This is a genomic window from Cupriavidus sp. 96C5-1, assembly GCF_057798855.1.
Window position 1 is genome coordinate 334,978 of sequence record NZ_JBYOJU010000004.1, and the last position, 26,339, is coordinate 361,316.

Annotated in this window: 21 protein-coding genes; 13 read left to right on the plus strand and 8 right to left on the minus strand. The window is 65.6% G+C overall.

Annotated features, from left to right (window positions below; genetic code table 11):
- Positions 1–11: 11 nt before the first annotated feature.
- The 4 genes from AC3FOF_RS08210 to AC3FOF_RS08225 form a co-directional block, all read right to left on the minus strand.
- Positions 12–458, minus strand: coding sequence for a phosphate-starvation-inducible protein PsiE (locus AC3FOF_RS08210; RefSeq protein ID WP_017227189.1), 447 nt, complete (start codon positions 456–458; stop codon positions 12–14).
- Positions 459–474: 16 nt separating this feature from the next.
- The gene (locus AC3FOF_RS08215; RefSeq protein ID WP_488726270.1) at positions 475–2,802 is read right to left on the minus strand and encodes an FdhF/YdeP family oxidoreductase; all 2,328 of its coding nucleotides are present in this window, start codon (positions 2,800–2,802) and stop codon (positions 475–477) included.
- Between the two features lie 415 nt (positions 2,803–3,217).
- A complete protein-coding gene (locus tag AC3FOF_RS08220; protein WP_017227187.1) occupies positions 3,218–3,850 on the minus strand; it encodes a UbiX family flavin prenyltransferase in 633 nt (210 codons plus the stop codon).
- A gap of 2 nt (positions 3,851–3,852) precedes the next feature.
- A complete protein-coding gene (locus AC3FOF_RS08225; protein WP_488726271.1) occupies positions 3,853–5,280 on the minus strand; it encodes a UbiD family decarboxylase in 1,428 nt (475 codons plus the stop codon).
- Between the two features lie 193 nt (positions 5,281–5,473).
- Here AC3FOF_RS08225 and AC3FOF_RS08230 point away from each other — a divergent pair, with 193 nt between their 5' ends.
- The 3 genes from AC3FOF_RS08230 to AC3FOF_RS08240 all read left to right on the plus strand — a co-directional run bounded on the left by AC3FOF_RS08230 (position 5,474) and on the right by AC3FOF_RS08240 (position 9,426).
- A complete protein-coding gene (locus tag AC3FOF_RS08230) occupies positions 5,474–6,358 on the plus strand; it encodes a LysR family transcriptional regulator (protein ID WP_017227185.1) in 885 nt (294 codons plus the stop codon).
- Between the two features lie 479 nt (positions 6,359–6,837).
- The gene (locus AC3FOF_RS08235; RefSeq protein WP_488726306.1) at positions 6,838–8,136 is read left to right on the plus strand and encodes an MFS transporter; all 1,299 of its coding nucleotides are present in this window, start codon (positions 6,838–6,840) and stop codon (positions 8,134–8,136) included.
- A gap of 84 nt (positions 8,137–8,220) precedes the next feature.
- The gene (locus AC3FOF_RS08240) at positions 8,221–9,426 is read left to right on the plus strand and encodes a porin (RefSeq protein ID WP_488726272.1); all 1,206 of its coding nucleotides are present in this window, start codon (positions 8,221–8,223) and stop codon (positions 9,424–9,426) included.
- Between the two features lie 74 nt (positions 9,427–9,500).
- On the opposite strand, the gene ertE is transcribed toward AC3FOF_RS08240, so the two are convergent.
- Both ertE and ertD read right to left on the minus strand, forming a co-directional pair.
- A complete protein-coding gene (gene ertE, locus AC3FOF_RS08245) occupies positions 9,501–10,766 on the minus strand; it encodes an N-carbamyl-l-glutamate amidohydrolase ErtE (RefSeq protein WP_488726273.1) in 1,266 nt (421 codons plus the stop codon).
- A 35-nt stretch (positions 10,767–10,801) separates the two neighbouring features.
- On the minus strand, positions 10,802–12,157 hold the full coding sequence (gene ertD, locus AC3FOF_RS08250; protein WP_017227181.1) for a hydantoin-5-propionate amidohydrolase: 1,356 nt from the start codon (positions 12,155–12,157) through the stop codon (positions 10,802–10,804).
- Between the two features lie 486 nt (positions 12,158–12,643).
- Between ertD and AC3FOF_RS08255 the strand changes: the two genes are divergently transcribed.
- On the plus strand, positions 12,644–13,888 hold the full coding sequence (locus AC3FOF_RS08255) for an acyl-CoA dehydrogenase family protein (RefSeq protein WP_017227180.1): 1,245 nt from the start codon (positions 12,644–12,646) through the stop codon (positions 13,886–13,888).
- Positions 13,889–13,950: 62 nt separating this feature from the next.
- Here the strand turns inward: AC3FOF_RS08255 and AC3FOF_RS08260 are convergent, their stop codons facing one another.
- Together AC3FOF_RS08260 and AC3FOF_RS08265 are read right to left on the minus strand one after the other, a co-directional pair.
- Complete coding sequence (locus tag AC3FOF_RS08260; protein ID WP_276264716.1) at positions 13,951–15,066, minus strand: sigma-54 interaction domain-containing protein; 1,116 nt, start codon at positions 15,064–15,066, stop codon at positions 13,951–13,953.
- Complete coding sequence (locus AC3FOF_RS08265) at positions 15,063–16,292, minus strand: acyl-CoA dehydrogenase family protein (RefSeq protein ID WP_276264715.1); 1,230 nt, start codon at positions 16,290–16,292, stop codon at positions 15,063–15,065. Before AC3FOF_RS08265 ends, AC3FOF_RS08260 begins: the two co-directional genes overlap by 4 nt.
- A gap of 364 nt (positions 16,293–16,656) precedes the next feature.
- Here AC3FOF_RS08265 and ssuD point away from each other — a divergent pair, with 364 nt between their 5' ends.
- From ssuD to AC3FOF_RS08310, 9 genes are all read left to right on the plus strand, one after another.
- On the plus strand, positions 16,657–17,826 hold the full coding sequence (gene ssuD, locus AC3FOF_RS08270; RefSeq protein ID WP_276264714.1) for an FMNH2-dependent alkanesulfonate monooxygenase: 1,170 nt from the start codon (positions 16,657–16,659) through the stop codon (positions 17,824–17,826).
- Positions 17,823–19,016, plus strand: coding sequence for an acyl-CoA dehydrogenase family protein (locus AC3FOF_RS08275; RefSeq protein WP_276264713.1), 1,194 nt, complete (start codon positions 17,823–17,825; stop codon positions 19,014–19,016). Before ssuD ends, AC3FOF_RS08275 begins: the two co-directional genes overlap by 4 nt.
- A 252-nt stretch (positions 19,017–19,268) precedes the next feature.
- Positions 19,269–19,850, plus strand: a complete 582-nt coding sequence (gene msuE, locus AC3FOF_RS08280) for an FMN reductase (RefSeq protein WP_017227175.1) — start codon at positions 19,269–19,271, stop codon at positions 19,848–19,850.
- A gap of 58 nt (positions 19,851–19,908) precedes the next feature.
- A complete protein-coding gene (gene sfnG / locus AC3FOF_RS08285; protein WP_017227174.1) occupies positions 19,909–21,012 on the plus strand; it encodes a dimethylsulfone monooxygenase SfnG in 1,104 nt (367 codons plus the stop codon).
- Between the two features lie 2 nt (positions 21,013–21,014).
- Positions 21,015–22,148 carry an AMP-binding protein gene (locus AC3FOF_RS08290; protein WP_488726274.1) on the plus strand — a complete coding sequence of 378 codons (1,134 nt, stop codon included), beginning with the start codon at positions 21,015–21,017 and terminating at the stop codon, positions 22,146–22,148.
- A gap of 19 nt (positions 22,149–22,167) precedes the next feature.
- Complete coding sequence (locus tag AC3FOF_RS08295; protein WP_488726275.1) at positions 22,168–22,947, plus strand: ABC transporter ATP-binding protein; 780 nt, start codon at positions 22,168–22,170, stop codon at positions 22,945–22,947.
- 8 nt (positions 22,948–22,955) lie between these two features.
- Positions 22,956–23,837 (plus strand): branched-chain amino acid ABC transporter permease, encoded by an 882-nt coding sequence (locus tag AC3FOF_RS08300; RefSeq protein WP_276264710.1) that lies wholly within the window; start codon positions 22,956–22,958, stop codon positions 23,835–23,837.
- A gap of 8 nt (positions 23,838–23,845) precedes the next feature.
- Positions 23,846–24,907, plus strand: a complete 1,062-nt coding sequence (locus AC3FOF_RS08305; RefSeq protein WP_017224103.1) for a branched-chain amino acid ABC transporter permease — start codon at positions 23,846–23,848, stop codon at positions 24,905–24,907.
- Between the two features lie 57 nt (positions 24,908–24,964).
- Positions 24,965–26,338, plus strand: a complete 1,374-nt coding sequence (locus AC3FOF_RS08310; protein ID WP_488726276.1) for an ABC transporter substrate-binding protein — start codon at positions 24,965–24,967, stop codon at positions 26,336–26,338.
- Position 26,339: the final 1 nt, after the last annotated feature.

Below are 26,339 nucleotides of genomic sequence, written 5' to 3' on the forward strand. Positions count from 1 at the left end.
TCACCCGCCTGTCATTCGCCGGCGCCGGATTGCCGGTCGTCGTTGCTGGGAAAGCGGTACTGCCCGTAGCGCAGGATCAGCACGCCGCAGGCCAGCATGACCACGCCCGCGCACAAGGCCAGCATGTGGAACTCGGTGGACTCGTTAAAGCGCAGGATCAGGTCTCGTGCCAGCGACACCATCGCGATGTACAGGGGGAAGCGCACCGGCAGCTGCCCGAGCTTGAGGTAGCGCACCACCATTGCCAGCACCTCCAGGTACAGGAACATCAGCAACAGGTCGGTAATCGAGAACACGCCCAAGGCGGTGAACTTCCACGCTTCCCGTGCCATGGCGAACGTCGTGGCCAGGCCGATCACGACCAGGCCCGCCAGTTCCACCATGCCCAGGAAGGACTCCAGCCGGGCGCGCAGCCGGCCCTGGGGTAGCCGGGCGCCGGGTATTCCGTCCATGCGCATGGCTCTGCTCGCCCGGTTATGCCGCCACGGCGGGCTGACGGCGGGATGGACTCAGCAATACCGGCACCGACTTCGACGTGGGCGTGCCACAGCCATCGCCGGTGCTTTCCAGCGGCACCAGCGGATTGGTCTCCGGGTAGTACGCGCCCAGGCAGCCCTGCGGAATGTCGTACTCGACCAGCACGAAGTCCTCGACATGGCGTTGCACGCCGTCGTCCCAGACACTGGTGATGTCCACGTGCTGCCCCGCCTTCAGGCCAAGCCGCGCCAGGTCGGCGGCATTGATGAAGACCACCCGGCGCAGGCCGAACACGCCGCGATAGCGGTCGTCCGGGCCATAGATCGTGGTGTTGTACTGGTCATGCGAGCGCGTCGTCATCATCACCATCAGCTTGTCGCCATACTGCTCGCGGGCACGGTTGATGGGGGTGTCCTTGTCGATGTGGTTGACCAGGAACTGGGCCTTGCCCGACGGCGTTTGCCAGACGCGGTTGCGCGACGCAGGTGTCAGGTGGAAGCCGCCCGGCACTGCGACGCGCTCGTTGTAGTTCTCGAAGCCATCGAGGACCTGCGCAATGGCATCGCGGATGCGGGCATAGTCCTGCGCATACCAGAGCCAGTCGATCTTGTCCGAGCCGAGCGTGGCGGCCGCCATGCGCGCGACAATGGCAATCTCCGACAGCAGGTGCGGCGACGCCGGCGCGTTCATGCCAAAGGAGATATGGACCATGCAGACCGAGTCCTCGACGGTCACGCCCTGCGGCACGCCCTCCTGCTGGTCGATTTCGGTTCGGCCGAGCGTAGGCAGGATCAGCGACGCCTTGCCATGCACCAGATGGCTGCGGTTGAGCTTGGTGGCAATGTTCACGGTCAGGTCGCACTGGCGCAGTGCCTCGAAGGTGCGCGGCGTGTCGGGCGTGGCGGTGGAGAAATTACCTCCCAGGCCCACGAAGACCTTGACCTTGCCCTCGAGCATCGCCGAAATGGTGTTGACCACGTCATAGCCGTGCTTGCGCGGCGGCTCGAAGCCGAATGCAGCCTGCAGCCGGTCCAGGAACGCATCTTCAGGTTTTTCCTCGATGCCCACCGTGCGGTCGCCCTGCACGTTCGAGTGCCCGCGCACCGGCAGCAGCCCGGCGCCCTCTCGCCCGATATTCCCGCGCATCATCATCAGATTGGACAGGATCTGCACCGTCGGCACGGAATGCTTGTGCTGCGTCAGCCCCATGCCCCAGCATGCAATCACGCGCTTGCCCCTGGCGTAGACCTGGGTCAGCGCATCGATATCCTCCTGCGATACGCCCGACTCCGAGATGATGTCCGCCCAGCTTTCCGCGCGCAGGTCGTCGACGAAGTCGCCGAAGCCGATGGTGTGCTCGCGCACGAAGTCCACATCGATCAGCCGCGCGCGGCCATGCCTGATGGTCTCGTCGTCCATTTCGACCAGACGCTTGGCCATGCCCTTGATCAGCGCAAAATCGCCGCCCAGCCTGGGCTGTACGAACATCGAGGCAATCCTGGTGCTGGAGCCGGTCAGCATCTCCACCGGGTGCTGCGGGCTGGTAAAGCGTTCCACTCCGCGTTCGCGCAGCGGATTGATCGAAACGATGGTGGCGCCGCGCCGCGCGCACTCGCGCAGCTCGCCCAGCATGCGCGGATGGTTGGTCGCCGCGTTGTGGCCGAACAGCAGGATGGTGTCGGCATGCTCGAAGTCATCCAGCACCACGGTGGCCTTGCCAACGCCAATCGTCAGCGGCAAGCCACGGCTGGTGGCTTCATGGCACATGTTCGAGCAGTCGGGGAAGTTGTTGGTGCCATAGGCACGCACGAACAACTGATAGAGGAACGCAGCCTCGTTGCTGGCCCGGCCAGATGTATAGAATGCGGCCTGGTTCGGATCCGGCCGCTCCCGCAGGTGGCGCCCGATCAGCGCAAAGGCCTCGTCCCATGCGATCGCACGATACTTGTCGGTCTGTGGGTCGTAGACCATGGGATGCGTCAGCCGCCCGTGCTGTTCCAGCTCGAAATCCGTCTGCGCCATCAGCGACGTGACCGTGTGCTGCGCGAAGAATTCCGGCGTGACACGCATGCTGGTAGACTCCGCGGCCACGGCCTTGACGCCGTTCTCGCAGAACTCAAAGGTGGAGGCGTGCTGCCGGTCCGGCCACGCACAGCCGGGGCAGTCGAAGCCATCCGCCTGGTTCTGCTTGAACAGCATCTTGTACTTGCCACCGGCAACCTTCTCCTTGATCAGGTTGATGGCAACGTACTTCAACGCACCCCAGCCGGCGGCGGGGTGGGTGTAGGGGGCGATGTAGCCTTTCTCAGGGGGCGGGGAGCTCATTGGCGTGGTGTCCTGTAACGACTGGAGCGGCGTCCGGCCTGCCCGTGCTGCGCATGGGCATGGTCCGGATCGTTGCGGTGTCACCAGATTAGATTTCCCGGACGTGCCCAGGTACGTACAAACGGGCGCTTGCCCGGGGAGCACAGTTTTGCGGTTGCTCGCAGGGGGCCGCCGGCAGCCGCCTTACGCGCCCCAGAGGTTACTGCTCTATCGGCGGCGCCCGTCATTCCCGGTTCGGAAATATCCAGCCTTCTTTCGGACCAGTCTGATTTTCCTGCCTGTCTCCTTCCGATAGCTTGAAATGCTTCCCGAGGTTAGATACCTCGCGGCGCCGTCTTGATGCGATAGCCGGCGCGTTAGCCGGCTCAGCTACGCCGTCCAAACCGGGACAGTGAACATTGGAGGACCGGCTAAGTCACGCAACATGTGCGGCATCCCCGGGATTCCCGGGATTCCGTTTAGCCGCCACCCCATTCCACCGACCCGCCAGCGGCGCGTCCAGCCCGAACAGATCCAGGACCCTGCCGAGGGAATAGTCGACCATTTCCTCCAGGCTGGCGGGTCTTGCGTAGAACGCTGGAACAGGCGGATAGACGATAGCTCCGATGTCGGTCACGGTGGCCATGCTGCGCAGGTGCCCGGCGTGCAACGGGGTTTCCCGTACCATCAGTACAAGCCGGCGGCGCTCTTTCAGCATCACGTCCGCAGCGCGCGACATCAGGGAACTGGTGACGCCGCTCGCGATCTCGGAGAGCGTCCTGATCGAGCATGGCGCGATGACCATGCCGTCGGCAGGGAATGAGCCGCTGGCGATGGCGGCGCCGATGTCGCCGTTGGCGTGAACTACGTCTGCCAAGGCATGGATGTCCGCGGGGCGCAGGTCTGTCTCGCAGTTAAGCGTGAGATGGGCCGAGCGGCTCATCACCAGGTGGGATTCCACATCCAGACCCCGCAGCAGGCGCAATAGCCGGATACCGTAGATGGCGCCGGAGGCGCCGGTGATGCCGACCACAATGCGGCGGCGCGCCTGACGATTGGGAGCATCCATCGTTATGGCCTCCGCTCGGAGCGGCCGGCGTCGAGTCGACCGTCCGCGTGCAGTCTGGCCCTTACGCGTTCCATGACCTCGGCCGGCGGGACGGCGCGATGCCAGTCCTGGCGATCGCTCGCCTTGCGGGTCGCGTCCACTCCCATCTTGGTGGCCACGCCGTCCTGCTTGATCGGCTCGGAGCGGTCGGTCCGCGCACCCGGGGCAATCAGCAAGTCGCGGTCGGGCCGCATCCGTGTGGCAACGGCCCATTCCACCTGGGCGGAATCCCAGGGGTCGATGTCGTCATCGACGACGGTCACGTTCTTGACAAGGTTCACGTTGCCCCAGATCGCGAACATCACCTTCCTGGCCTCGCCTGCGCGATGGGCTGCGATGCTCACGACGGCGTTCAGGCGGCCGCAGCCGCCATGCCCGACGGCGACCTCCCGCACCGGTATGGCGGCAGCGCGCAGCATGCGTGCCAGGCCTGCAGCAATCGCGACGCCGCCGATCAAGGTGTGCTCGGGATAGTAGCCGGGCTGAATCACCTGGAAAAAGGCATCGTCGCGCCGCGTCATGCAGTGAAACTCGGCGACCGGCCCGTCGCCGTATGGCTCGTACATGCCGTGGTACTCGGACACAAGCTGTTCGTCATGCCGGCTGCCCACGTCAAGCACGCCTTCCAGCACGATCTCGCATTGCGCCGGTACGTCGAGGTCGATGGTGCGGCAGGCCACGGTCTGCACCGGCTCGCCCAGCAGCGCGCCCGCCACCTCAAGTTCGTCGTCGCCCAGGCGCAGGTAGAGCGCCGCGGCGATGAGGACGGCGGGATGATTTCCGATCGCGACCGCGATCTCGAGTTTCTCGCCACGCTTTCTGGCGGCCTCGGCCATGACCGCCAAATGGTGATTGGGCGCGATGCCGATCATGCCGCGATTGCCGTCCAGCAGCTTGACCCGGGCAAACGAGACATTGCCGCGGCCACTGGCGCGGTCACGCGCGAAGATCACGCCCGCCGTGATGTAGGCGCCGGTTTCCCTCGGAAAAAACAGCGGCGCAGGAAGCTCGCGCTGAAGGTCCGGCCTGTCGATGACGGTCTGCTGGCAGGGCGCGTTGGCGACGCGCACCGGTGCAAGGCCACTCCCGATCGCGTCGACGATGCGCTGCTGCAGGGTCTGGGGCATTGCGCCGATGCCGCGGGCAATGCGCGGCAATGAATTGAGAAGGTTGCCGACGGCAGGCAGCGCATGGCCGGAGATGGTCTCGAAGCGCAGCGCGGGACCGTCAGGCAGTTGCGCCAGATAGGCTGAGATCTCGTACTGGGTGCTTACCGGGCCGCAAACACGCATCAGTTCGCCGCTCTCGTCAAGGGACTGGACAAAGCCGCGCAGCGACTGGCGTTGCAGGCTGGGATTTCCCGTTGTCTGCCGGGGCTCCTTGATACGCATGGTTATTCCTTTCTATTGCTGGGTTGTCGAGGCATCCGGCGACCACTCTTGCCGGCCGGTTGCGACGGCCGTCGGAAGACGACGGTGTATGCGAGGCTGCCGGTGCAGCGAGCCCGGCGCTTTCGCGAGAGTCTAGGCCAATCAGTGGCAAAACATCGTATGCTTATATATTCGACTTAATTAACATGATGTTATGAAGCTGAATCTGCGCCAGATTGAGGTGTTTAGGGCCATCATGCTGAGCGGCTCCATCAGTGGGGCATCGAAGCTGTTGTATGTCTCGCAGCCGGCCGTGAGCCGGCTGATTTCATATACGGAACAGCGCTTGGGATTGCTCCTCTTTCAGCGCATCAAAGGGCGGCTCTATCCGACGCCGGAGGCACGCCGCTTGTTCGAGGAGGTCGGCGCCGTCTACCAGAGCGTGCAGCGGGTCAACGAGGTAGCCGAGAATCTGGCCGAGAATCGTATAGGGCAGCTGCGGATTGCGTGCAGCCCCAATATCGGCCAGTCGCTGATGCCGCGGGCGGTAGCGATCTTTTGCCAGCGCTACCCGGACGTGAGGATTGTGCTGCACACGCTGATCCCGGGTGCCCTGCTGCAGGGCCTGCTGACGCACCAGGTCGAGTTGGGGATCACGTTCATGCCAATCGGCCACCCCAGCCTCCAGGTGCTTCCGCTCTACAGGAATCGCATCGTTGCGGTGTTGCCCAAGGATCACCGTCTGGCGGCACGCGAATGCATTGACCCCAGCGACCTGATCGATGAGCCGTTTGTCGGCTATAGCAGCGACATCCCGTTTGGCCAGCTGGTGCAGCAGGTCTTCGGCAGCGAGGACCGCCAGCCGGTGCCGCGCATCGAAGTGCAGCAGGCCCATGTCGCTTGTTCCATGGTGCAGGCGGGCGTGGGCGTGGCGCTCGTGGATGAAATCACGATGAAGGGGCCAATCTGGTCCGGCGTGGTGGCCAGGCCGATCACGCCCGACGTGCATGCGCCAATCAACGTGTTCCGCCTGGAGCTGCAACCGCTCTCCCGCCTCGCACAGGAATTTATTGTCGTCCTCAAGTCACTGGGAGCCTGACGGGCTGGCTCCCTCGACGCGCCGCAGATGCCGGCGCAGGTTTTCCTGTGGTGTTCTGCGGCCCGGCCGGTTGTATTTGTGGGCACGCATTGTTTGCAATGCATCTGCATTTTCCAGATGCCGTCTGACGCAGTTCGAGCAACGCCAGTGCGTGGCCGCGTCAACAAGCGGCACAATCGCCCTGCCATAACAAGCCGTTATGCAATGGCAACAAAAAGGAAAGCGACATTATCTGGTGAGCTCCCTAATATCCCGTCGATCAAGACTGCAACAACGCAGGGCGCAGCCGTCCATGTTGCAGTCGCCTGAACAGACAACCCCCAGCGATCACGGTTCCGGTCGCGTGAAGAAGAACTTGTCACCCAGGTATTCCGACAGTCCGCGGCCTAGCGAGACGATTAATCCACATGGCGAACATTAGGAGCATTGGCATGAAAGATGTAGTTCTCAATCCGGAGAGCAGACCAGCAGACGACTCGATGGGGCGGAATGACCATGAGGCTCGCAGCGCCAGCGCGGGGCGCCGCGCCGTCATCGCCGCCTCGGCGGGCAATGCGCTGGAATGGTATGACTTTACGGTCTACGCACTGTTCGCCGTCTACATCGGCCAGAATTTCTTCCAGAACGACAATCCGACCGTGCAACTGATGGGCTCGTTCATGGCATTCGGCCTGGGATATGTGGCGCGCCCGCTGGGCGCCTTGCTGCTTGGTTCCTATGGCGACCGCGCGGGCCGCAAGGCCGCGCTGACCATGACCATCATGCTGATGGCGCTTGGCACGCTGCTGATTGCGGCGGCGCCGCCCTATGCCGCCATCGGCGTTGGCGCGCCGCTGCTGATCGTATGCGGCCGCGTGCTGCAAGGCTTCTCGGCCGGGGGCGAAGTCGGCGGCGCAACGGCTTTCCTGGTCGAGCATGCACCGGCGCACAAGAAGGGGCAGTACGCCTCGTGGCTGCAGGCCAGCATGGGTATCTGCAATATCCTGGGCGCTCTGGTGGCCACCCTGGTGACTACCCTCTATTCGCCGGACGAGATCACGGAATGGGCGTGGCGGATTCCGTTCATTGTCGGACTGGCGATCGCCCCGGTTGGCCTGTGGATGCGCAAGACGCTGGACGAGACGCCGCACTTCAAGCAGGAGGAGGCCCGCATGAAGCAACTGGGCATCACGAAGAAGGCGCCACTGCTGCAGGTCGTGCGCGAATACCCCAAGCAACTGCTGTCCGGCTTCGGCCTTTCGGTGCTATGGGCAGCGGGCCCGTATTCACTGATCATCTTCATGCCGATCTATGTGCAGAAATCGATGGGCTTCACCGGATCGCAAGCCTTCCTGGCTGCCTTCATCGGCAACATCTTCCTTACCGCGGGCTGCGTATTCGCCGGGACCTTGTCCGACCGCTTCGGCCGGCACCGCATCCTTCGCATCGGTGCGGCCGCGCTGCTGGTCTGCGTCTATCCGCTGATGATGTGGCTGCAGTCCTCGCACACGACATTGACGCTGGTGATCGTCCAATCGGCGTTCTGTACGCTGATCTCGCTATTCGTCGGCGTGGCGCCGGCAGCCTTGTCCGAGATATTCCCGACCGCGGTGCGCTCCTCCGGCATGTCGCTGTCCTATAACACGGCCGTCACACTGTTGGGCGGCTTTGCTCCCGCGATCCTGACCTGGATCACCTACACGACCGGCGTGGCATTCGCGCCGGCGCTGTACGTCATGGGCGCCGCTGTCGTCGCCCTTGTCGCCATTTCCCTGCTGCCCAAGGCACGCGAGGACTGATACGCAGGACGGGCCATGCCGATTCCGGCGGCCCGTCAAACAGTCAGTCCGCAAAAGACCACACCACAAGAAGGAGAGGAAACCATGAAGATCCGGAAAACAAACCGGAGGATCGCCCCTGCGCGCTCGTCACGCCTGCCCGGGATATTCGGCCTGCTTGCGCTTTCGGCGGCCAGCTGCGCCTATGCCGATTCGAGTGTCCAGATCACCGGCGTCGTCGACACCTACGCCGGATCGCTCAAGCGCAGCGGGGAAGCCGGCAGGACAGGCGTGGTCAACAGTAGCGGGATGACGACTTCCTGGTGGGGCCTCAAGGGCGTCGAGGATCTGGGCGGTGGCCTCAAGGCGCAGTTCAACCTGACGAGTTTCTTCCGTCCCGACACCGGCGGCGCGGGGCGCTACGATGCCGACACGCTCTTCTCGCGGGACGCCAACGTCGGACTGGGGGGCGCGTTCGGCCGCGTATCGCTGGGCCGCGACCTGGCGCCCAACTTTATTCCGTCGGTTTCGCTCAATCCGTTTGGGGGTTCGTTTGCCTTCGCGCCGCTGCTGGTGCAGACGCAGGCGTCGAGCGGCTACACGCGAGGACAGAAATGGGCCGCCACCGAAGCCGGTGACACCGGCTGGAGCAACGAGATCATGTATGTGACGCCCAATCTCGGCGGCCTGGTGGCGAGCGCGTTCTATCAGTTCGGCGAACAGGCTGGCAATGCGGGCAAGAACAATATTGGCGTCAATGCGATGTACAGCAATGGCCCGGCGACCTTAGGCACCTACTATCAGCGCGTCAAGGTCAACAATCCCGTCGACAATGCCGCAGGCGATTCCGGCGTCTTTTCCTTTACGCCCTATAACAGCCAGACCGGTGCAATCTACAAGCTGACACCGGCCAGGGAGCAGGGAACGTGGTTCGTCGGCGGTGCCTACGATCTGCGCGTGGCCAGGTTGTTCGCAACCTATCAGCATGCGTCCAACGCGCTGCCCGATGGCTTTGACAGCGCACATTTCAAGCTTCAGTCCAGCACGCTGCAGCTTGGCGCGAGCGCGCCGCTCATGCAGGGAACCGCCATGTTGTCCTGGGCCAGGACGACTGTAAAGGCTGACGGAGACTATCGCGCCAGCCTGGGCAGCGACGGATGGCAGTCCACAGTCAGGCGTGACACGGTGTCGCTCGGCTACGACTACCTGCTGTCCAGGCGGACCGACCTGTACGCGGTGGCAATGTACGACAAGATCACGGACCAGGCCGGTGGCACCAGCTTCGCAGTCGGCGCAAGGCACAAGTTCTAGCGGTCTGCCAGCTTGCCGGAAGGGAAGCTGGCGTGCCGGCATCGACAGGATGCCGGCACGCATCGGGCCCGCTGTCAGGCGCGAGTGAGTACCGTGTCCAGCTCCAGCACGGACTGATACAGCACGCGTGTGCCATCGAGCAACTGCGAGGGGTCGATCCATTCTTCCGCGCAATGGCTGCGGCCATTCAGGCAAGGAATGAAGATCATGCCGATCGGGCCCGTGGGCGCCATGTACACCGCGTCGTGGCCCGCGCCGCTTGGCAAGCGCATCGAGGCATAGCCGAGCCGGCTGGCGGCAGCTTCCACCGCATCCATGACCAGTGGCGCGCAATCGGTGGGCCGCGCCCGGCTGACCGGCGACATGTCCACGGTGAGCCGCAGCGCGGCGATATCGGGGGCCACGGCGGCCATGAGCGCCTCGGGGAAGCTGCTCAGCACCGGCTCGCTGTCGCTGCGAAGCTCCAGCATCAGTTCCACGTGGCCCGGCACCGCGTTGGGCACATTCGGCGTCATTGCAATGCGGCCGATAGTGGCGACGACGTAGTGCGGATTTCCGCTGAGCGCACTGGCGTGGCGATAAGCGGCATCGATGACGCGCGCGGCACCAACCAGCGCATCGCGCCGAATGTCCATCGGCGTGGTGCCGGCATGGTCAGGCTGGCCTTTGACGGTGATCAGCGCACGGCGAATGCCCACGATATTGGTCACCACGCCGATCGGCAGCTTGCGGGTTTCCAGCACCGGCCCTTGCTCGATGTGCAGTTCCACGAACGCCGCGGTGCCGCCGGCGCCGCGCAGGGGCGCGCCCAGCGCCGCCGGGTCGCCACCGATGCGGCGTATGCCTTCGGCGAGCGTTTCGCCTTTCGCATTGGTGGCCGACAGCATATCCGCATGGAGCTGGCCCGACAGCGCCCGGCTGCCCACGCAGGAGATGCCGTAATCGCTGGGTTCTTCCGACAGGAAGTCGATTACCTCGAATGGATGCGCCAGCGTGACGCCATGCTCGTGCATCGCATGCGCGACCTCGATGCCAGCCAGCACACCGATGATGCCATCGAAGCGCCCGCCGCCGACCACCGTGTCGCAGTGCGACCCCGTGACAATCGGCTTGCGCTCCGGATCGTGCCCGGCGCGCCGGCCCACCAGGTTGCCGCCGGCGTCCTGATGCACCGCCAGGCCAGCGGACTCGAACTCCTGGCGCAGCCAGGCGCGCGCTTCCGCGAACATCGGCGAAAAGGCCCGGCGTGTCCAGGGAACCTCGGGCTGGGTCATGCGCGACAGCGTTTCGACCCGTGCCCACAGGCGCTCGGCATTCAAGGGAGGGAGAGTATTCGACATGGATTTCAATGTGAGTAGTGACAGACTATGCGGACTCAAGCCACGCGGGGGCGCAGGAAACGGCCATCGCCCTTGTTGTTGACGATGCGCTTGCCGTCGTAGACCTGCTGGCCGCGGCACCAGGTGCCGGCCACGCGCACGCTGAACTCACGGCCTTCGAAGGCACTCCATTGCACTGCCGACAGGCTGCCGGAGGGATCGAAGGCATGGCGCTCAGGGGCAAGGATCACGATATCGGCATCGTGGCCGACCGCCAGCGAGCCCTTCCGGTCGTCCAGCAGGAAGTGGCGCGCAGGGTTCCGGCAGAGCTGCCTGACCACCATGGCCGGCGTGATGCCGTGCTCCTCGCAGCCGGTCCAGAAGGCGGGCAGCAACGTCTCCAGCCCCGGCCCGCCGGACGCGTTCTTGAACACATTGGGATCCTGCTTGCGCTCCAGCCCCCAGCTGACGTGGTCCGAAGAAACAAAGGTGCACTCGTCTCGCGCAATGTGCGTCCACAACAAATCCACCTCGGCCTTGGGCCGAATCGGCGGATAGTGCTTGGTCCTGGCGCCGAAGCGGCGCGTATGCTCCTCGTGGTTCAGCATGAGGTACTGCACGCACGTTTCGATGCTGGCGCGGTGGCCCGCGCGGCGATACATATTGCACAGTTCGAAGCCGCGCGACGTGGACACATGGACGGCATGCGCGCGCGCGCCGGTTTGCGCGCCGATTTCATAGATGATGCCGGTTGCCAGGTTCTCGATCAAAGGCGTGTGGGCACGCAGGAAGGCATCCCAGCCGGTGTCGCCCGCTTCGGTCATGCGGGCGATATTCTTGCGCGTCAGCTCCTGCATCTGATTGTGGACGCCGCAGGCCAACCCCGTCGGGGCGATCAGGCGGAAGGCCTCATAGAGCTCGTCTTCCGCGACGCGGGGGAAGCGCCCGGGCGTGGCTTCGAAGGTCGAGAACTTGAAGGCGCAGACACCGCCCTCGATCAGGCCGGCGGCGGCCTGCAGGCCGTGGGTGGCATTCAACGTGCCAAACAGGGCCACGTCCACATGGCAGTCGCGCTCGGCCTGTGCGATCTTGGCATCCAGCTGCGCGCGCGCCGCGACCGGCTCAGGGTCATCGTAGGGCATATCGACCATCACCGTCACGCCGCCGGCGGCTGCCGCACGAGATGCCCAGCCCAGACCTTCCTGGTTGCGCTGGCTACCGGAGTGGACCTGTCCATCAATCACCCCGGGCATGACCCATCGACCGCGCGCATCCACGGTATCGCGCGCGGCCGGCGCCGCACCGGTGCCGCGTGCTGCAACCCTCCCCTCGCGTACCGCCAGCCAGCCGTCTTCGACCACGCCGTGCGCTTCCACAAGGTTGCCTCGTACCACCAAATCAAAATCGCCCATGACACTCCTGTCTCGTTCGTGCTGTTGAGATTCCGGTAGTGTAGTAAGCGATGTGCCAACACGTCCTATGCCAATATGTGTGAAGGCGTTGAGCAAATGTTATGCCTTTGCGGGACTTGTCGCCCGCGCGGCGACAGGGTTGCCCGCGGAGCGCGAAATCCAGGTATCGGGCCGCTCCTGGCGAGCGCAGCAGCCCTGGCACAAGGACGACGGGCAGGATGGGGATATATGAGCGTGTCCCATTCGCGCCAGGTATTCGCTTGTTCGGATACTGACTAAGCGCAATGTTGCCCGGATTTGCTGGCTTGGCAGCAGTCACCCAGCAGCCAACTGCTGCCGGGCCAGCAACGGCTGCCGACCCAAGGCCGATACTCTCCATTCCTCTCTACCTTGGCGCCTGTGGCATGGGTTGTGCTCTGTATCCGGTACGCAGGAGCTCACAAGCGCTCCCGCATTCATCATCGACAGCCCCAAATAATTCAACCCATGAACTCCGAAAGTCAGCCCAGCCATCTGCCGCTTTCGCGCGGCACGGATTACGAGCAACTGGCCGCCCGCTTCCGCCCCATCTTTCATCGCATCGCCGAAGGCGCCGTCGAGCGCGAGCGCGGTCGCACGCTGCCGTACGAGCAGGTGACCTGGCTGAAGGAGGCCGGCTTCGGCGCAGTGCGCGTGCCGATCGAGCACGGCGGTGCCGGCGCCTCGCTGCCGCAGCTGATCCAGTTGCTGATCGAATTGGCGGAGGCGGACTCCGCCCTGCCGCAGGCCTTGCGCGGGCATTTCGCCTTCGTGGAGGACAGGATCAATGCAGCACCTGGCGCGGCGCGCGACAAGTGGCTGGCGCGCTTCGTCGCGGGCGACATCGTCGGCAACGCGTGGACCGAAGTCGGCACTGTCAAACTGGGCGAGGTCATCACGCGCGTGTCGTTCCAGGACCAGCGCTGGGTGGTCAACGGCACCAAGTACTACAGCACGGGCAGCATCTTCGCGGACTGGATCGACGTCTACGCCCGGCGCGACGACAACGGCGCAGACGTGATCGCCGCCATCAGCACGCGCCAGCCCGGCGTGCGCCAAAGCGACGACTGGGACGGATTCGGCCAGCGCACCACCGGCAGCGGCACCTCGGTGTTCGACAACGCACGAGTCGAGGAGGAGAACCTCATCGGCTTCTCCACCCGTTTCAAATACCAGACCGCCTTCTACCAGCTCGTGCTGCTCGCCGTTCTGGCGGGAACCGGCCGTGCGGCGCTGCGAGACGTCTCGCACGAGGTCCGCAGGCGCACGCGCGTGTACAGCCACGGCAATGCCGGCCGCGTCAGCGAGGATGCGCAGGTGCTGCAGGTGGTGGGCAAGATCTCCGCACGCATCTACGCGGCCGAAGCGGCTGCGGTGCGCGCGGCCCACCCTTCGCAACGCGCCTACGAGGCGCGTTTCGGCGGCGATGCCAAGGCCGAGAACGACGCCAACGTCGCCGCTGAGATCGAATCTGCACAGGCGCAGATTGTGGTGGCGGACCTGGTGTTGCAGGCTACCACCGAGTTGTTCAATGCGCTCGGCGCATCCGGCGTCAGCGAGAGCAAGCTGCTCGACCGCCACTGGCGCAACGCGCGCACGGCTGCGTCGCACAATCCACTGATCTACAAGGAGCGCATCGTGGGCGACTGGGAAATCAACGGCACCGAGCCGCCCTATGTCTGGCAGATCGGCAATGGTGTTGCCACCGCCTGATCCGGCGCCCAAAGCGAAACCGGCCACCCTCGCGGTCGCCGGCTTCACAGTATGCGCCAGCGCTACTTCTGCGCCGAGATCTGCTTGGCGCGGATCAGCCGCGCACGCAGCACGTTGCGGCTGATGCCGAGCAGCCTCGCCGCCTGGATCTGGTTGCGGTAGCAGAAGTCGAACGCCACCCGCATCACCGCATCCTCGATCTGCTCGAACAGCTTGTCTTCTCCCTTGCCGAAGAGGTTGCGCAACGCCACCTCCAACCCCTCGAACGAGGTCGACTGCGCGGGCTCGCTGGCCACGCGCTGTACCGATTGCCGGCCGAACGACGAGATCTGCAGATCGCCTTCACCCAGCGCGTCGCTGCGGCACACCAGCAGGCCATAGTGAATCACGTTCTCTAGCTCACGGATATTTCCTGGCCAGCTGTGTTCCAGCAGCTTGCGCTCGGCGCGTGGCTCGATGACCACCGCCCCGTAGCCGAGCCGGTCGCGGTATTCCTCGATGAAGTACCTGGCCAGCGGCAGGATGTCGCCGGGACGGTCGCGCAGCGCCGGCACGGCTAGATGGACCACGTTCAAACGATAGAACAGGTCTTCGCGGAAATGACCCGCCGCTACGGCGTCCTGCAAATGCACGTTGGTGGCCGCCAGCACCCGCACGTCGATGGGAATGCTCTTGCGCGTGCCCAACCGCACGATCTCGCGCTCCTGCAGTACGCGCAGCAGTTTCACCTGCATCGACAGCGGCAGGTCGCCGATCTCGTCCAGGAACAGCGTGCCGCCGTTGGCGGCTTCGAACCAGCCGGGCTTGGCGGAGAACGCGCCGGTAAACGCGCCCTTCTCATGGCCGAACAGCTCGCTCTCCACCAGCGTCTCGGAGAAGGCCCCGCAGTTGACAGCCACGAAGGGCCCGCCGGCACGCCTGCTGAGGTTGTGGACGTGGCGCGCCACCAGCTCCTTGCCCGTCCCGGTTTCGCCGATCACCAGCACATTGGCGTCACTCGGCGCAACCATGCGGATACGTTCGAGCAAGGCCAGAGAATGGGGATCGGCGAACACCTGGGCGCTGGCGCGGATGGAGGTGGCCAGCGCGCGCTTGCCGGGTAGCGTCAGCAGCGGCGGAGCCTCGGCCGGCACTGATTCCACGCGCTCTGGAAAGGAACGCTGTAGCGAAGAGTTCATGAGTAGAAGCCCGGCGTGGGATAGCGTTGCTTGAGCACCCAGTCGCCAAGCTCCCTGAGCTTGTAGGCAAGCGGGTCGTGGAGGGTATGGGTGCGCAGGTTGCGCCAGTGGCGGTCGAGCCGCAGCGCGCCATGCGTGGCGCGCGCGCCGGCCACATCGAACATGCGCGTACAGATGCCCAGCCCGGTTTCCGTGGCGCAAACCTTGGCGGTAGCCACGGCCAGCGCAACCTCACCGCGCTGCGCCTCGGTGAGCGCCGCGCCGCGCTGCCACGCGGCATCCAGCCGGTCCGCCGCGCGATCGGCCAGCACGCGCGCGGATTCCAGGCCGACCCAGAACTCGCCGTACTGGCCGAGAATGTAGGGGTCGTCGTCGGTGCGCTCCACCTTGGCCGCGTGCCAGGGACGGGACTCGTGCAGCGTGTAGTGGCGCGCATCGTCAAAGGCGCCCTCGGAGATGCCCAGGTAGATATTGGTCAGGATCAACTGCGCCAGCAGCGGACGCAGGCAGGCGAACGGCGTCGACAATGGACCGGGATCGGCAAGGATCTCATGGTGTTCCACACGCACCTTCTTGAAGGTGACCGTGCCGCTATCGGTCTGGCGCTGGCCGATGTTGTCCCAGTCCTCTGCCACCGAGATGCCCGAGCGCCCAGTGGGGATCGCGGCTATCAGCAGCGTGCCGCTGTCGGCGTCGCGCGCGGAGGCAATCAGCATCTCCGAGTCGAGCGCGCCGGAGCAGAAGCTCTTCTGCCCGTTGAACTCGCGCCAGTCGCCATGCTCGCGGCTGACCGCGCGTTCGTCCAGCGGGTTCAGCGCATTGCCCCAGAACCACTGGTGGCGCGCGGTCTGCTCGAACCATGCCTCCCACTGCACCGGCGCGCCGAACAGGCGCACCGTAGCCAGCATCAGGTGATGGAATCCGAACACGTGGCCCAGCGAACCGTCGGCCCGGCCGACTGTGCGTACCGCGTCCAGCGTCTCGCGCCAGCTGGCGCCGTGGCCGCCGTACCGCAGGGGAATGCTCAAGGCCAACAGGCCGCTGGCACGCAAGGCATCGCGCTCGGCCTTGGGCGTGCCGCCGCGCGCATCGCGCTCGGCCGCAGTGACGGCAAAGGCTTGCGCCAACTGCTGCGCAAGCTGCCGCGGCGTGCCGTCGGCCGCAGTGGCGGCTGGCGGGGACAGAGGGGATGCCGGCGCTCCCGGCGGAACCTGGATGGCATGCATAGGGGCAATGATTTTCTGCGCCTGGCGCGCAAGACCGGCGGTAGTGGTAGCACGACCGCGCGTTGATATGAATGTGGCAGGCCTGCTGCCTGACGAACACATTCTGACCATCTGGGCCCGGATTTGAAGGATTTTGTTCGAATAACGAAAGTTGAACTGCTTCTTTGACAGCAACGTTGCACCGGCAGCAGCTTCCCGGCCAGCACGCTGCTGCATGACTGCTTCTCACGCAGCAGCCACGGCACCGGCGCGAACGCCGCGATAGGCGCCGAAGACGCGCTGGGCAGGGCCTGGCGGGCAGATGCATGCCATGGGCACGCAATCTGCAGAAGGAGTACTCCGTCGACCTTCAACCGCACTCCCTATGCAACTATTCTGGTTCCTTCCCACCCACGGCGACAGTCGCCACCTTGGCACCACGCACGGCGCGCGCAGCGTCAACCATCACTACCTGCGGCAGATCGCGCAGGCCGCCGACGAACTCGGCTACGAGGGCGTGCTGATTCCCACCGGCCGCTCCTGCGAGGACGCGTGGATCGCGGCGGCCTCGCTGATGCCGTTCACCGAGCGCCTGAAGTTCCTGGTCGCGATCCGCCCGGGCATCATCTCCCCCACCGTGTCCGCCCGCCAGGCCGCCACGCTCGACCGTTTCTCCAACGGCCGCCTGCTGATCAATGTGGTAACCGGCGGCGACCCCGACGAGCAGCATGGCGACGGCAGCTTCCTCTCGCACGCCGAACGCTATGAGCTGACCGACGAATTCCTGCGCATCTGGCGCGGCGTGGCCGCCGGCGAAACGGTCAACCACACCGGCAAGCATCTGCGCGTGGAAAACGCCAGGACGCTCTACCGACCCGTGCAGACGCCTTATCCGCCGCTTTGGTTCGGCGGCTCTTCCGACCCCGCCATCGAACTGGCCGGCCAACAGGTCGATGTGTACCTGACCTGGGGCGAGCCGCCCGCCGATGTCGCCGACAAGATCGCCCGTGCCCGCTCCGCCGCGGCCAGGCACGGGCGCACGCTGCGCTTTGGCATGCGCCTGCACGTGATCGTGCGCGAGACCAGCGAGCAGGCCTGGCAGGCAGCCGAGGAACTGATCTCCTACGTCACCGACGACACCATCGCAGCCGCGCAGAAGGCCTTCTCCCGCTTCGATTCCGTCGGCCAGCAGCGCATGGCCGCGCTGCACGGCGGACGGCGCGACCAACTGGAGGTATCGCCCAACCTGTGGGCTGGCGTGGGCCTGGTGCGAGGCGGCGCCGGCACCGCGCTGGTCGGCAATCCGCAGGAGGTTGCCGCGCGCATCAAGGAGTATTCGGAGCTTGGCATAGAGACCTTCATCTTCTCGGGCTACCCGCACCTGGAGGAAGCCTACCGCGTGGCCGAGCTGCTGTTTCCGCTGCTGCCGCTGGAGCAGACGCGAGCCCCCGCGCAGATCAACCTGACCGGCCCCTTCGGCGAAATGATCGCCAATGACATCGTGCCACCGACGCGCTTGCGGCAGTCCGAGGACGCCAGGGAGGCACAGGTATGACGCGCATAGCGGTGGATACGGGCGATGACGTCGCGCCGTGGCTGGGGACCGTCGAGGAGGTAGCCACGGCGCTGGCAAGAACGGCCGTCGAGCGCGACCAGCGCGGCGGCACGGCAACGGCGGAGCGCCAGTTGCTGCGCGAGAGCGGCCTGCTGGCGCTGAGCGTGCCGACCGGACAGGGCGGCCTGGGCGCCGACTGGCAAGCCGTGCTGGGCGTGGTACGGCGTTTCGCGCGGGTGGACAGCTCGGTGGCGCACCTGTTTGCCTTCCACCACTTGCTGCTGGCGACCACGCGCCTGTTCGGGCACGACGGCCAATGGCAGCCGTGGCTAAAGGAGAGCGTGCAGCGGCGCTGGTTCTGGGGCAATGCGCTAAACCCGCTTGACAAGGGTGCGCTCGCCTCCCCCTCGTCCAACGGCGGCTACACCTTTTCCGGACGCAAGAGCTTCTGTTCCGGCGCGGCCGACTCGGACATGCTGGTGGTGTCCGCCTTCGAGAACAACAGTCGACTATTGATCGGCGTGGTGCCCACCGCACGCAAAGGCATCACGGTGCTCAACGACTGGGACAACATGGGCCAGCGCCAGACCGACAGCGGCACGGTGATCCTCGACCGACTCTCCGTGGCGCCAGCCGACCTGCTGACCGACCCTGGACCGCTGTCGACGCCCTTCGCTTGCCTACGCCCGATGCTCGCGCAGTTGATCCTGGCCAATATCTACCTGGGCCTGGGCGAAGGCGCATTGGCCGAAGCGCGCAGTTTCACATTGCAGAGCGCGCGCCCGTGGATCGCGTCGCCCGCGGCCAGCGCCAGCGAAGACCTCTATGTGCTCGGGCACTACGGAGATTTCTGGCTCGCGCTGGAAGGCGCTCGCGCCCTTGCCGACAAGGCCTCCGCTGCCTTCGACGACGCCTGGCAACGCGGCACGGCGCTCACGGAACGGCAGCGCGGCAAGGTAGCTGTTGCCGTGGCGGCGGCCAAGGTCGCCACCACCCGCGCCGGCCTGGAAGTGGCCAACCGCATGTTCGAGGTGACCGGTGCGCGTGCCACCACGGCAGCGCTGCGGCTGGACCGATTCTGGCGCAACCTGCGCGTGCACACGCTCCACGACCCGCTCGACTACAAGGTACGCGAACTCGGCGACTGGGCACTGAACGAGCGCTTGCCGGTGCCGAGCTTCTACTCATGAAGGCGCCGACATGCGAATGGACGGCTGCGGCACTGCTTTCCCGGCAGCAGCAGCGCCGCAGCCCTGCTGCGCCAGCTTCATGCCGGCACTGAATAACGTCATGCGGACCCCCTGATTGCGCGGCAATCCCGCCGCTGCTGCAGGAAAACACGCCGCGCCCACCTCGCCCCGCGCAGTGGCACGGTTCTCGCTATTACCCCTGTATTGCTGTCCTGCGGTTGCTTTCCGCACTCCCTCGAAGGAAGTCGAAACATGAGCAAGAGACTTAACGTAGTCGCCATCTCCGGTGGCTTGCAGCGCCCCTCGCGCACGCTGGTGCTGGTGGAGCAGATACTGGCATCGCTTGGCAATGCGCTGGCGATCGACACACGCCTGATCGAGCTTGGCGAGATCGGCCCGCGCCTGGCCGGCGCATTGCATCGCAGCCAGTTGCCCGCCGAGGTCGAGGCACAGATCCAGGCCATCGAATCGGCCGACCTGCTGGTGGTGGCCAGCCCCGTGTATCGCGCGTCGTTCACCGGCCTGTTCAAGCACCTGTTCGACCTGGTCCACCACGAGGCGCTGATCGAGGTGCCCGTGCTGCTGGCCGCCACCGGCGGCAGCGACCGCCACGCACTGGTGATCGATCACCAGTTGCGCCCGCTGTTCAGCTTCTTCCAGGCTCGCACGCTGCCGATCGGCGTCTACGCGTCGGAAGCCGATTTCCGCGGCTACGAAATCGCCAATCCGGCGCTGCAGGCTCGCATCGCACTGGCCATCGAACGCGCCGTTCCCTGGGTGCATGGCGGGCGCTCCAGCGCGCCCTTCCAGCAGGCCACGGCGCTGGCTGCCTAGCCCCACCGGTCCCATTCCAAGTGAATCCAGTCTATCAAACCAATCTCGGAGTACAACCATGAGCCAGCATTCTTCGCACGACGACGACGTCAAGTTCGCTTACTGGGTCCCCAACGTCAGCGGCGGCCTGGTGGTCAGCACCATCGAGCAGCGTACCGACTGGAGCCTTGAATACAACCAGAAGCTGGCCCGAACCGCAGAGGACGCAGGCTTCGAATACGCGCTGAGCCAGATCCGCTTCACTGCCGGCTACGGCGCCGAGCATCAGCACGAATCGGTGTCGTTCAGCCAAGCCCTGCTGCACGCAACCACCAAGCTCAAGGTGCTGGCCGCCATCCTTCCCGGCCCCTGGCATCCGGCCGTGGTGGCCAAGCAGCTGGCCACCATCGACCATATCTCCAACGGTCGCATCGCCATCAATGTGGTCAGCGGCTGGTTCAAGGGCGAGTTCACCGCGCTGGGCGAACCGTGGCTGGAGCATGACGAGCGCTACCGCCGCTCCAACGAGTTCATCCAGGCGCTCAAGGGCATCTGGACCCAAGACAATTTCACGTTCAAGGGCGACTTTTACCGCTTCAACGACTACACCCTGAGCCCCAAGCCGATCCAGAAGCCGCACCCCGAGATCTTCCAGGGCGGCAGTTCGCGCGCCGCGCGCGACAACGCCGCCAGTGTGTCCGACTGGTACTTCACCAACGGCAACACGCCCGAGGGCCTCAAGGCGCAGATCGACGACATCCAGGCCAAGGCGGCCAAGAACAAGCACAAGGTCCGCATTGGCGTAAACGCCTTCGTGATTGCCCGCGACACCGAGGAAGAAGCGAAGGCCGTGCTTGCAGACATCATCAAGCATGCTCACGTAGAAGCCGTGCATGCCTTCGGCGACGCGGTGAAGCAGGCCGGCAAGGCAGCGCCGGAAGGCGAAGGCAACTGGGCCAAGTCGAGCTTCGAAGACCTGGTGCAGTACAACGACGGCTTCCGCACCAACCTGATCGGCACGCCGCAGCAGATCGCCGAGCGCATCGTCGAGCTGAAATCGGTAGGCGTGGACCTGGTGCTGACCGGCTTCCTGCATTTCATCGAGGAGGTGGAATACTTCGGCAAGCGGGTGCTGCCGCTGGTACGCGAGCTCGAGCGCAGGCAACAGGCAAAGGCAGCCTGACCATGGCCATCGGCGAACCGCAAACGCTGCCCGACTGCCTGCGCCAGCAAGCGCGGCAGCGCCCGCACGCACCCGCGCTGCGCGACAAGCGGCTGGGCCGCTGGCAGGTGCTGACCTGGCAGCAGGTTGTCGAGCAGACCGAGCAGCTTGCCGCCGGCCTGACGCAGTTGGGCTTCGCGCCCGGCGACACGCTGGCGCTGGTCAGCCATCCGCGCACGGAGGCACTGCTGCTGTCGCTGGCGGCCCAGTGGGCGGGCGGCGTGGCTGTGCCGCTAGACCCGCACTTGGGCGATGCGGCGCTCGACGACATCGTGCGGCACCTGGCGCCGCGCTTCGCCTTCGCCGAGGACGACCGGCAGCTCGACCGCCTGCTGACGCGCGTGCCGCGCGTGATCGATGCCAATCCGCGCGGCCTGCCCGGGCATCCTCATGCCTGCGTGACCGACTATGGCGCATTGCATGCGCCCTCGCCTGCGGGCTTTTCACCCGCCGCGCAGCCGCATGGCGAGGCCTTCACCTTCCTGCGCGCCGAGGCGCCGGGCGAGCTTGCCGAGCAGCGCTTCACGCATGCCGCGCTGGTGCGCGAAGCACGGCATGTGGCTGCCACGGAGCGGCTGCACGCCGGCGATGAGGCTTTCGCTGCGCGAGCCTTTGCGGCGGCGGCGCAGGCGCGCTACCTGATCGCGCCTTGGCTGCTCGCCGGCTTCCGGCTGAACTTCCCCGAATCGCTCGCCACCCGCGACAACGACCGCCGCGAGCTGGCGCCCACGCTAGTGGCCGGCACGCGGGAAACCTACGCGCGGCTGGCCCAGCTGGTCGACGACCGCCTGCCCGGCCCACACACTTGGCGCCGCAAGCTGCTGGCAAGCTCGCAAAGCCGGCGAAGCGGCCCGCTGACGCGCGCCATCGCCTGGTGGCTGGTGGCCCGTCCGCTGCGCGAGGTGATCGGCTTCTCGCGCACGCATGCGGCGCTGGTGACGGGGCCCGCGCTGAACGACAGCACCGCTGCGCTGTTCGCCGCGCTGCGCGTCGACGTGCACGCGTGGCCCGAGACCGGCGGGTGGCAGCGGGTTGCCTCCCGCGCCGATGCCCTGCCCCTCCGGAACCACCCGCAAGCGGCCCAGCCGGCCTATTGAACCAGGATCCTTCCGCCTCATGTCATTTCCATCCTCCACATTGCTATCGCTGGAGCACGTCTCGCTGTCGTTCAACGGCGTGAAGGCCGTCACCGACATCAGCTTCGCCGTCGGCACCGGCGAGATATGCGCACTGATCGGCCCCAACGGCGCGGGCAAGAGCTCGCTGCTCAACGTGATCAACGGCGTCTACCGCCCGCAGGAAGGCTGCATCCATTTCGACGGCCGCGCCCACCGGCGCATGGACCCGTACCGCGCGGCGCACAGTGGCATTGCCCGCACCTTCCAGAACATCGCATTGTTCCACCGCATGAGCGTGCTGGATAACGTGCTGACCGGCCGCAACCTGCATCGCCGCAGCACATGGCTGGAGCAGACGCTGCGCATCGGCCGCGCGCGCGCCGACGACGCCGCGCAACTGCGCTACAGCGAGATCGTCATCGAGGCGCTCGACCTGCAGGAGCACCGCCACAGCATCGTCGGTACGCTGCCCTACGGCGTGCGCAAGCGCGTGGAACTGGCCCGCGCGCTGGCCGCCGAGCCGCGCCTGCTGCTGCTGGACGAACCCATGGCCGGCATGAATGCCGAGGAAAAGCAAGCCATGGCCGGCTACGTGCTAGTAGCCAATGCCCAGCTCGGCGCCACCGTCGTGCTGATCGAGCACGACATCGGCATGGTGATGGACCTCTCCGACCACGTGGTAGTGCTGGACTACGGCAGGAAGATTGCCGATGGCCTGCCCGCCGACGTGCGCGCTGATCCTGACGTACTCGCCGCTTATCTCGGCACCCGTCACTGAGACACAACATGGGCTTTTTCCTGGAGGTACTCGCCGGCGGCTTGCTGGCGGGCGTGATGTATTCGCTCGTGGCGATCGGCTTCGTGCTGATCTACAAGGCCTCGGGCGTGTTCAACTTTGCGCAAGGTTCGCTGGTGCTGTTCGGCGCGCTGACCTTCGTCAGCCTGGCCGAGCGGCAGGTCAATCCGTGGCTGGCCTTCGGCCTGACGCTGGCGGTGCTGGTGCTGATCGCGTTGGCCATCGGCCGGCTGGTGCTGCGCCCGCTGGTGAACCGACCGCCCATCGTGCTGTTCATGGCCACCCTGGGCCTGAGCTTCATCCTCGAAGGGGCCGCGCAGTTGTTCTGGGGCGCGCAGGTACACGGCCTGGACCTCGGCATCGACGACAAGCCGCTCGAGCTGGCCGGCGTGATGGTCAGCCAGTTCGATCTGTTCGCGGCCGCGACCGCCGCCGTGCTGGTGACCGGCCTGTGGCTGCTGACCAACCGCACGCGCCTGGGACTGTCGCTGCGCGCCGTCGCCGACGACCCGCTTGCCGCCCTAGCCGTGGGCATTCGGCTGCCCCGCATCTGGGCCATCGTGTGGGCGCTGGCCGGCTTCACCAGCCTGATTGCAGGGCTGCTTTGGGGTGCCCGTCTGGGCGTGCAGTTTTCGCTGTCGCTGGTGGTGTTGAAGGCCCTGCCGGTGCTGATTATCGGCGGCTTCTCCTCGATCGGCGGCACCATTGCCGGCGGGCTGCTGATCGGGGCGTCGGAGAAGCTGGCCGAGGTCTATCTCGGCGCGCTGCTCGGCGGTGGCATCGAGAACTGGTTCCCCTATCTGCTCGCGATGCTGTTCCTGCTCGCGCGCCCCGCCGGCCTGTTCGGCGAACCCGCCGTCGAACGCGTATGAGATTCGCCATGTCATCGACCCGGTTTGCAGCCCCCCTCACCCTGCCGTCTGCCGGTGGCCGGCGCCGGCTCCAGCTCGGAATCGGCCTATCGCTTCTTGCCGCCATCGCCTTTGTCGCCGTCCCCATATTCGGCAACGACTACTGGCTCAACGCCATCCTGATTCCCTTCCTGGTGCTGTCGCTGGCAGGCCTCGGCCTGAATCTGCTGACCGGCTACGCGGGCCAGTTGTCGCTCGGCTCTGCCGCCTTCATGTCAGTGGGAGCTTATGCGTCCTACAACCTCGTGGTACGCGTGCCGGGGCTTCCGCTGCTGGCCGGCCTGCTGCTCGGCGGCCTGATCACCAGCGTCGTCAGCGTGCTTTTCGGCCTGTCCAGCCTGCGTATCAAGGGCTTCTACCTGATCGTCTCCACGCTGGCCGCGCAGTTCTTCGTCGAATGGATCTTCACGCGCGTGAGCTGGTTCTCCAACGACGACAGCTCGGGCGTGCTCAGCGCGCCCAGGATGGCCGTACTCGGCTGGGAGATCAACACGCCGGCCGCGCGTTACCTGCTGGTTCTCGGCGTGGTCACGGCCCTTTTCCTGTTTGCCGCCAGCCTGGTGAAAAGCGAACTGGGCCGACGCTGGACGGCCGTGCGCGACATGGATACCGCCGCCCGCGTGATCGGCATCCCCATCGCGCGCACCAAGCTGCTGGCCTTCGCGCTAAGTGGATTCGTGCTGGGCATTGCCGGCGCGCTGTGGGCCTTTGCCTACCTGGGCACGGTGGAGCCGCACGGCTTCGATTTGAATCTGTCGTTCCAGGTGCTGTTCATCATCATCCTTGGCGGCATGGGCAGCATCGGCGGCAACTTCCTGGGGGCGGCCTTCATCGTACTGCTGCCCATCGTGCTGTCGCACGCGGCGGGCGCGCTTGCCGCCATCGGCATCGACGCCGCGCAATTGCAGAACCTGCAGAAGATCTTGTTCGGCACGCTGATCATCGTGTTCCTGATCAAGGAGCCAGACGGCCTGGCCCGGTTAGTGCAAGTGGCGCGGCAGCGCCAGCGCGACTGGCCGCTACGCGCCTGACCCCGTTTTTCAATCCCCTTCCTCCAACCCCACGGTCTCGTTCCCTGCACACAACCCATGAACGCCAAATATCCCCATCGTCCTTCCCGCAGCCGCATTCCCGCGCTGAACCGCGTTGCCGCACTTGCCAGCCTGACGCTGGCGTTCGCCACTGGCCTGGCGCCGCAAGCGCACGCCGCGGGCGAAGAGTATTTTCCATTGCAAAGCTATCGCGTCGGTCCCTACGCGGCTGGCGGAACCGGCTTCTTCGGTGGCTTCATCGACTACTTGCGCCTGGTCAACACGCGCGACGGCGGCGTCAACGGCGTCAAGCTGACCTGGAGCGAGTGCGAGACCGAGTATGTGGTCGAGAAAGGCGTGGAGTGCTATGAGCGGCTCAAGCGCGGCCTGAACGGCGCGCCTGCCGCAGCCACCAATCCGCTGTCGGTGGGTATCGCCTACGCTACCATCGACCGCTCCACCGCCGACAAGCTGCCGCTGATCACCATCAACCACGGCCGCACCGATTCCACCGACGGCTCTGTGTTCCCCTACGTGTTCCCGCTTCAACTGAACCCCTACAGCGAGGTCTCCGCCATCGTCAACTACATAGCCCAGCAATCTGGCGGCGCGGCCAAGCTCAAGGGCAAGAAGATTGTGGTGCTCTACCACGGCTCGCCCTATGGCCGCGAGACCATTCCGGTACTGAAGACGCTGGCCAGGCAATACGGCTTCGAGCTGACCCAGATCGAGGTGCCCCATCCCGGCAACGAACAGGGCTCGCAATGGCTGAACGTCCGCCGTATCAAGCCGGACTGGGTGATCCTGCGCGGCTGGGGCGTGATGAACCCGGTGGCGCTGAAGTCCGCGCAGAAGGTGGGCTTCCCGCCCGACCACATCATCGGCAACATCTGGAGCAATTCGGAGGAAGACGCGCAACCCGCCGGCGATGCGGCCAAGGGCTTCATCTCCATCACCACCCATCCGTCCGGCACTGACTTCCCCGTGCTGCAGGCCATCAACCAGTACGTCGTCAAGCCCGGGCACGGCGACCTTAAGGATCCCGCGCGCTTCGGCACCGTGTACTACAACCTGGGCGTGGTCAACGGTATCCTGAACGTGGAAGCCCTGCGCGTGGCGCAGGCCAAGTACGGCAACAAGCCGCTGAGCGGAGAGCAGGTGCGCTGGGGCTTCGAACACCTGCACCTCGACGACGCGCGCCTGAAGCAGTTGGGCGCGTTCGGCCTGGTGCAGCCGCTCAAGCTCTCCTGCGCCGACCACGAAGGCGGCGGTGCGGTGCGCTTCCAGCAGTGGGACGGCGGCAAGTGGAAGGTGGTCAGCGACTGGGTACAGGCCGACCGCGCGCTGCTGCGCCCGATCATCGAGCAATCGGCCAAGGCCTATGCCAAGGAGAAAGGCATCACGCCGCGCGATTGCAGCAAGGAAAGCTGAG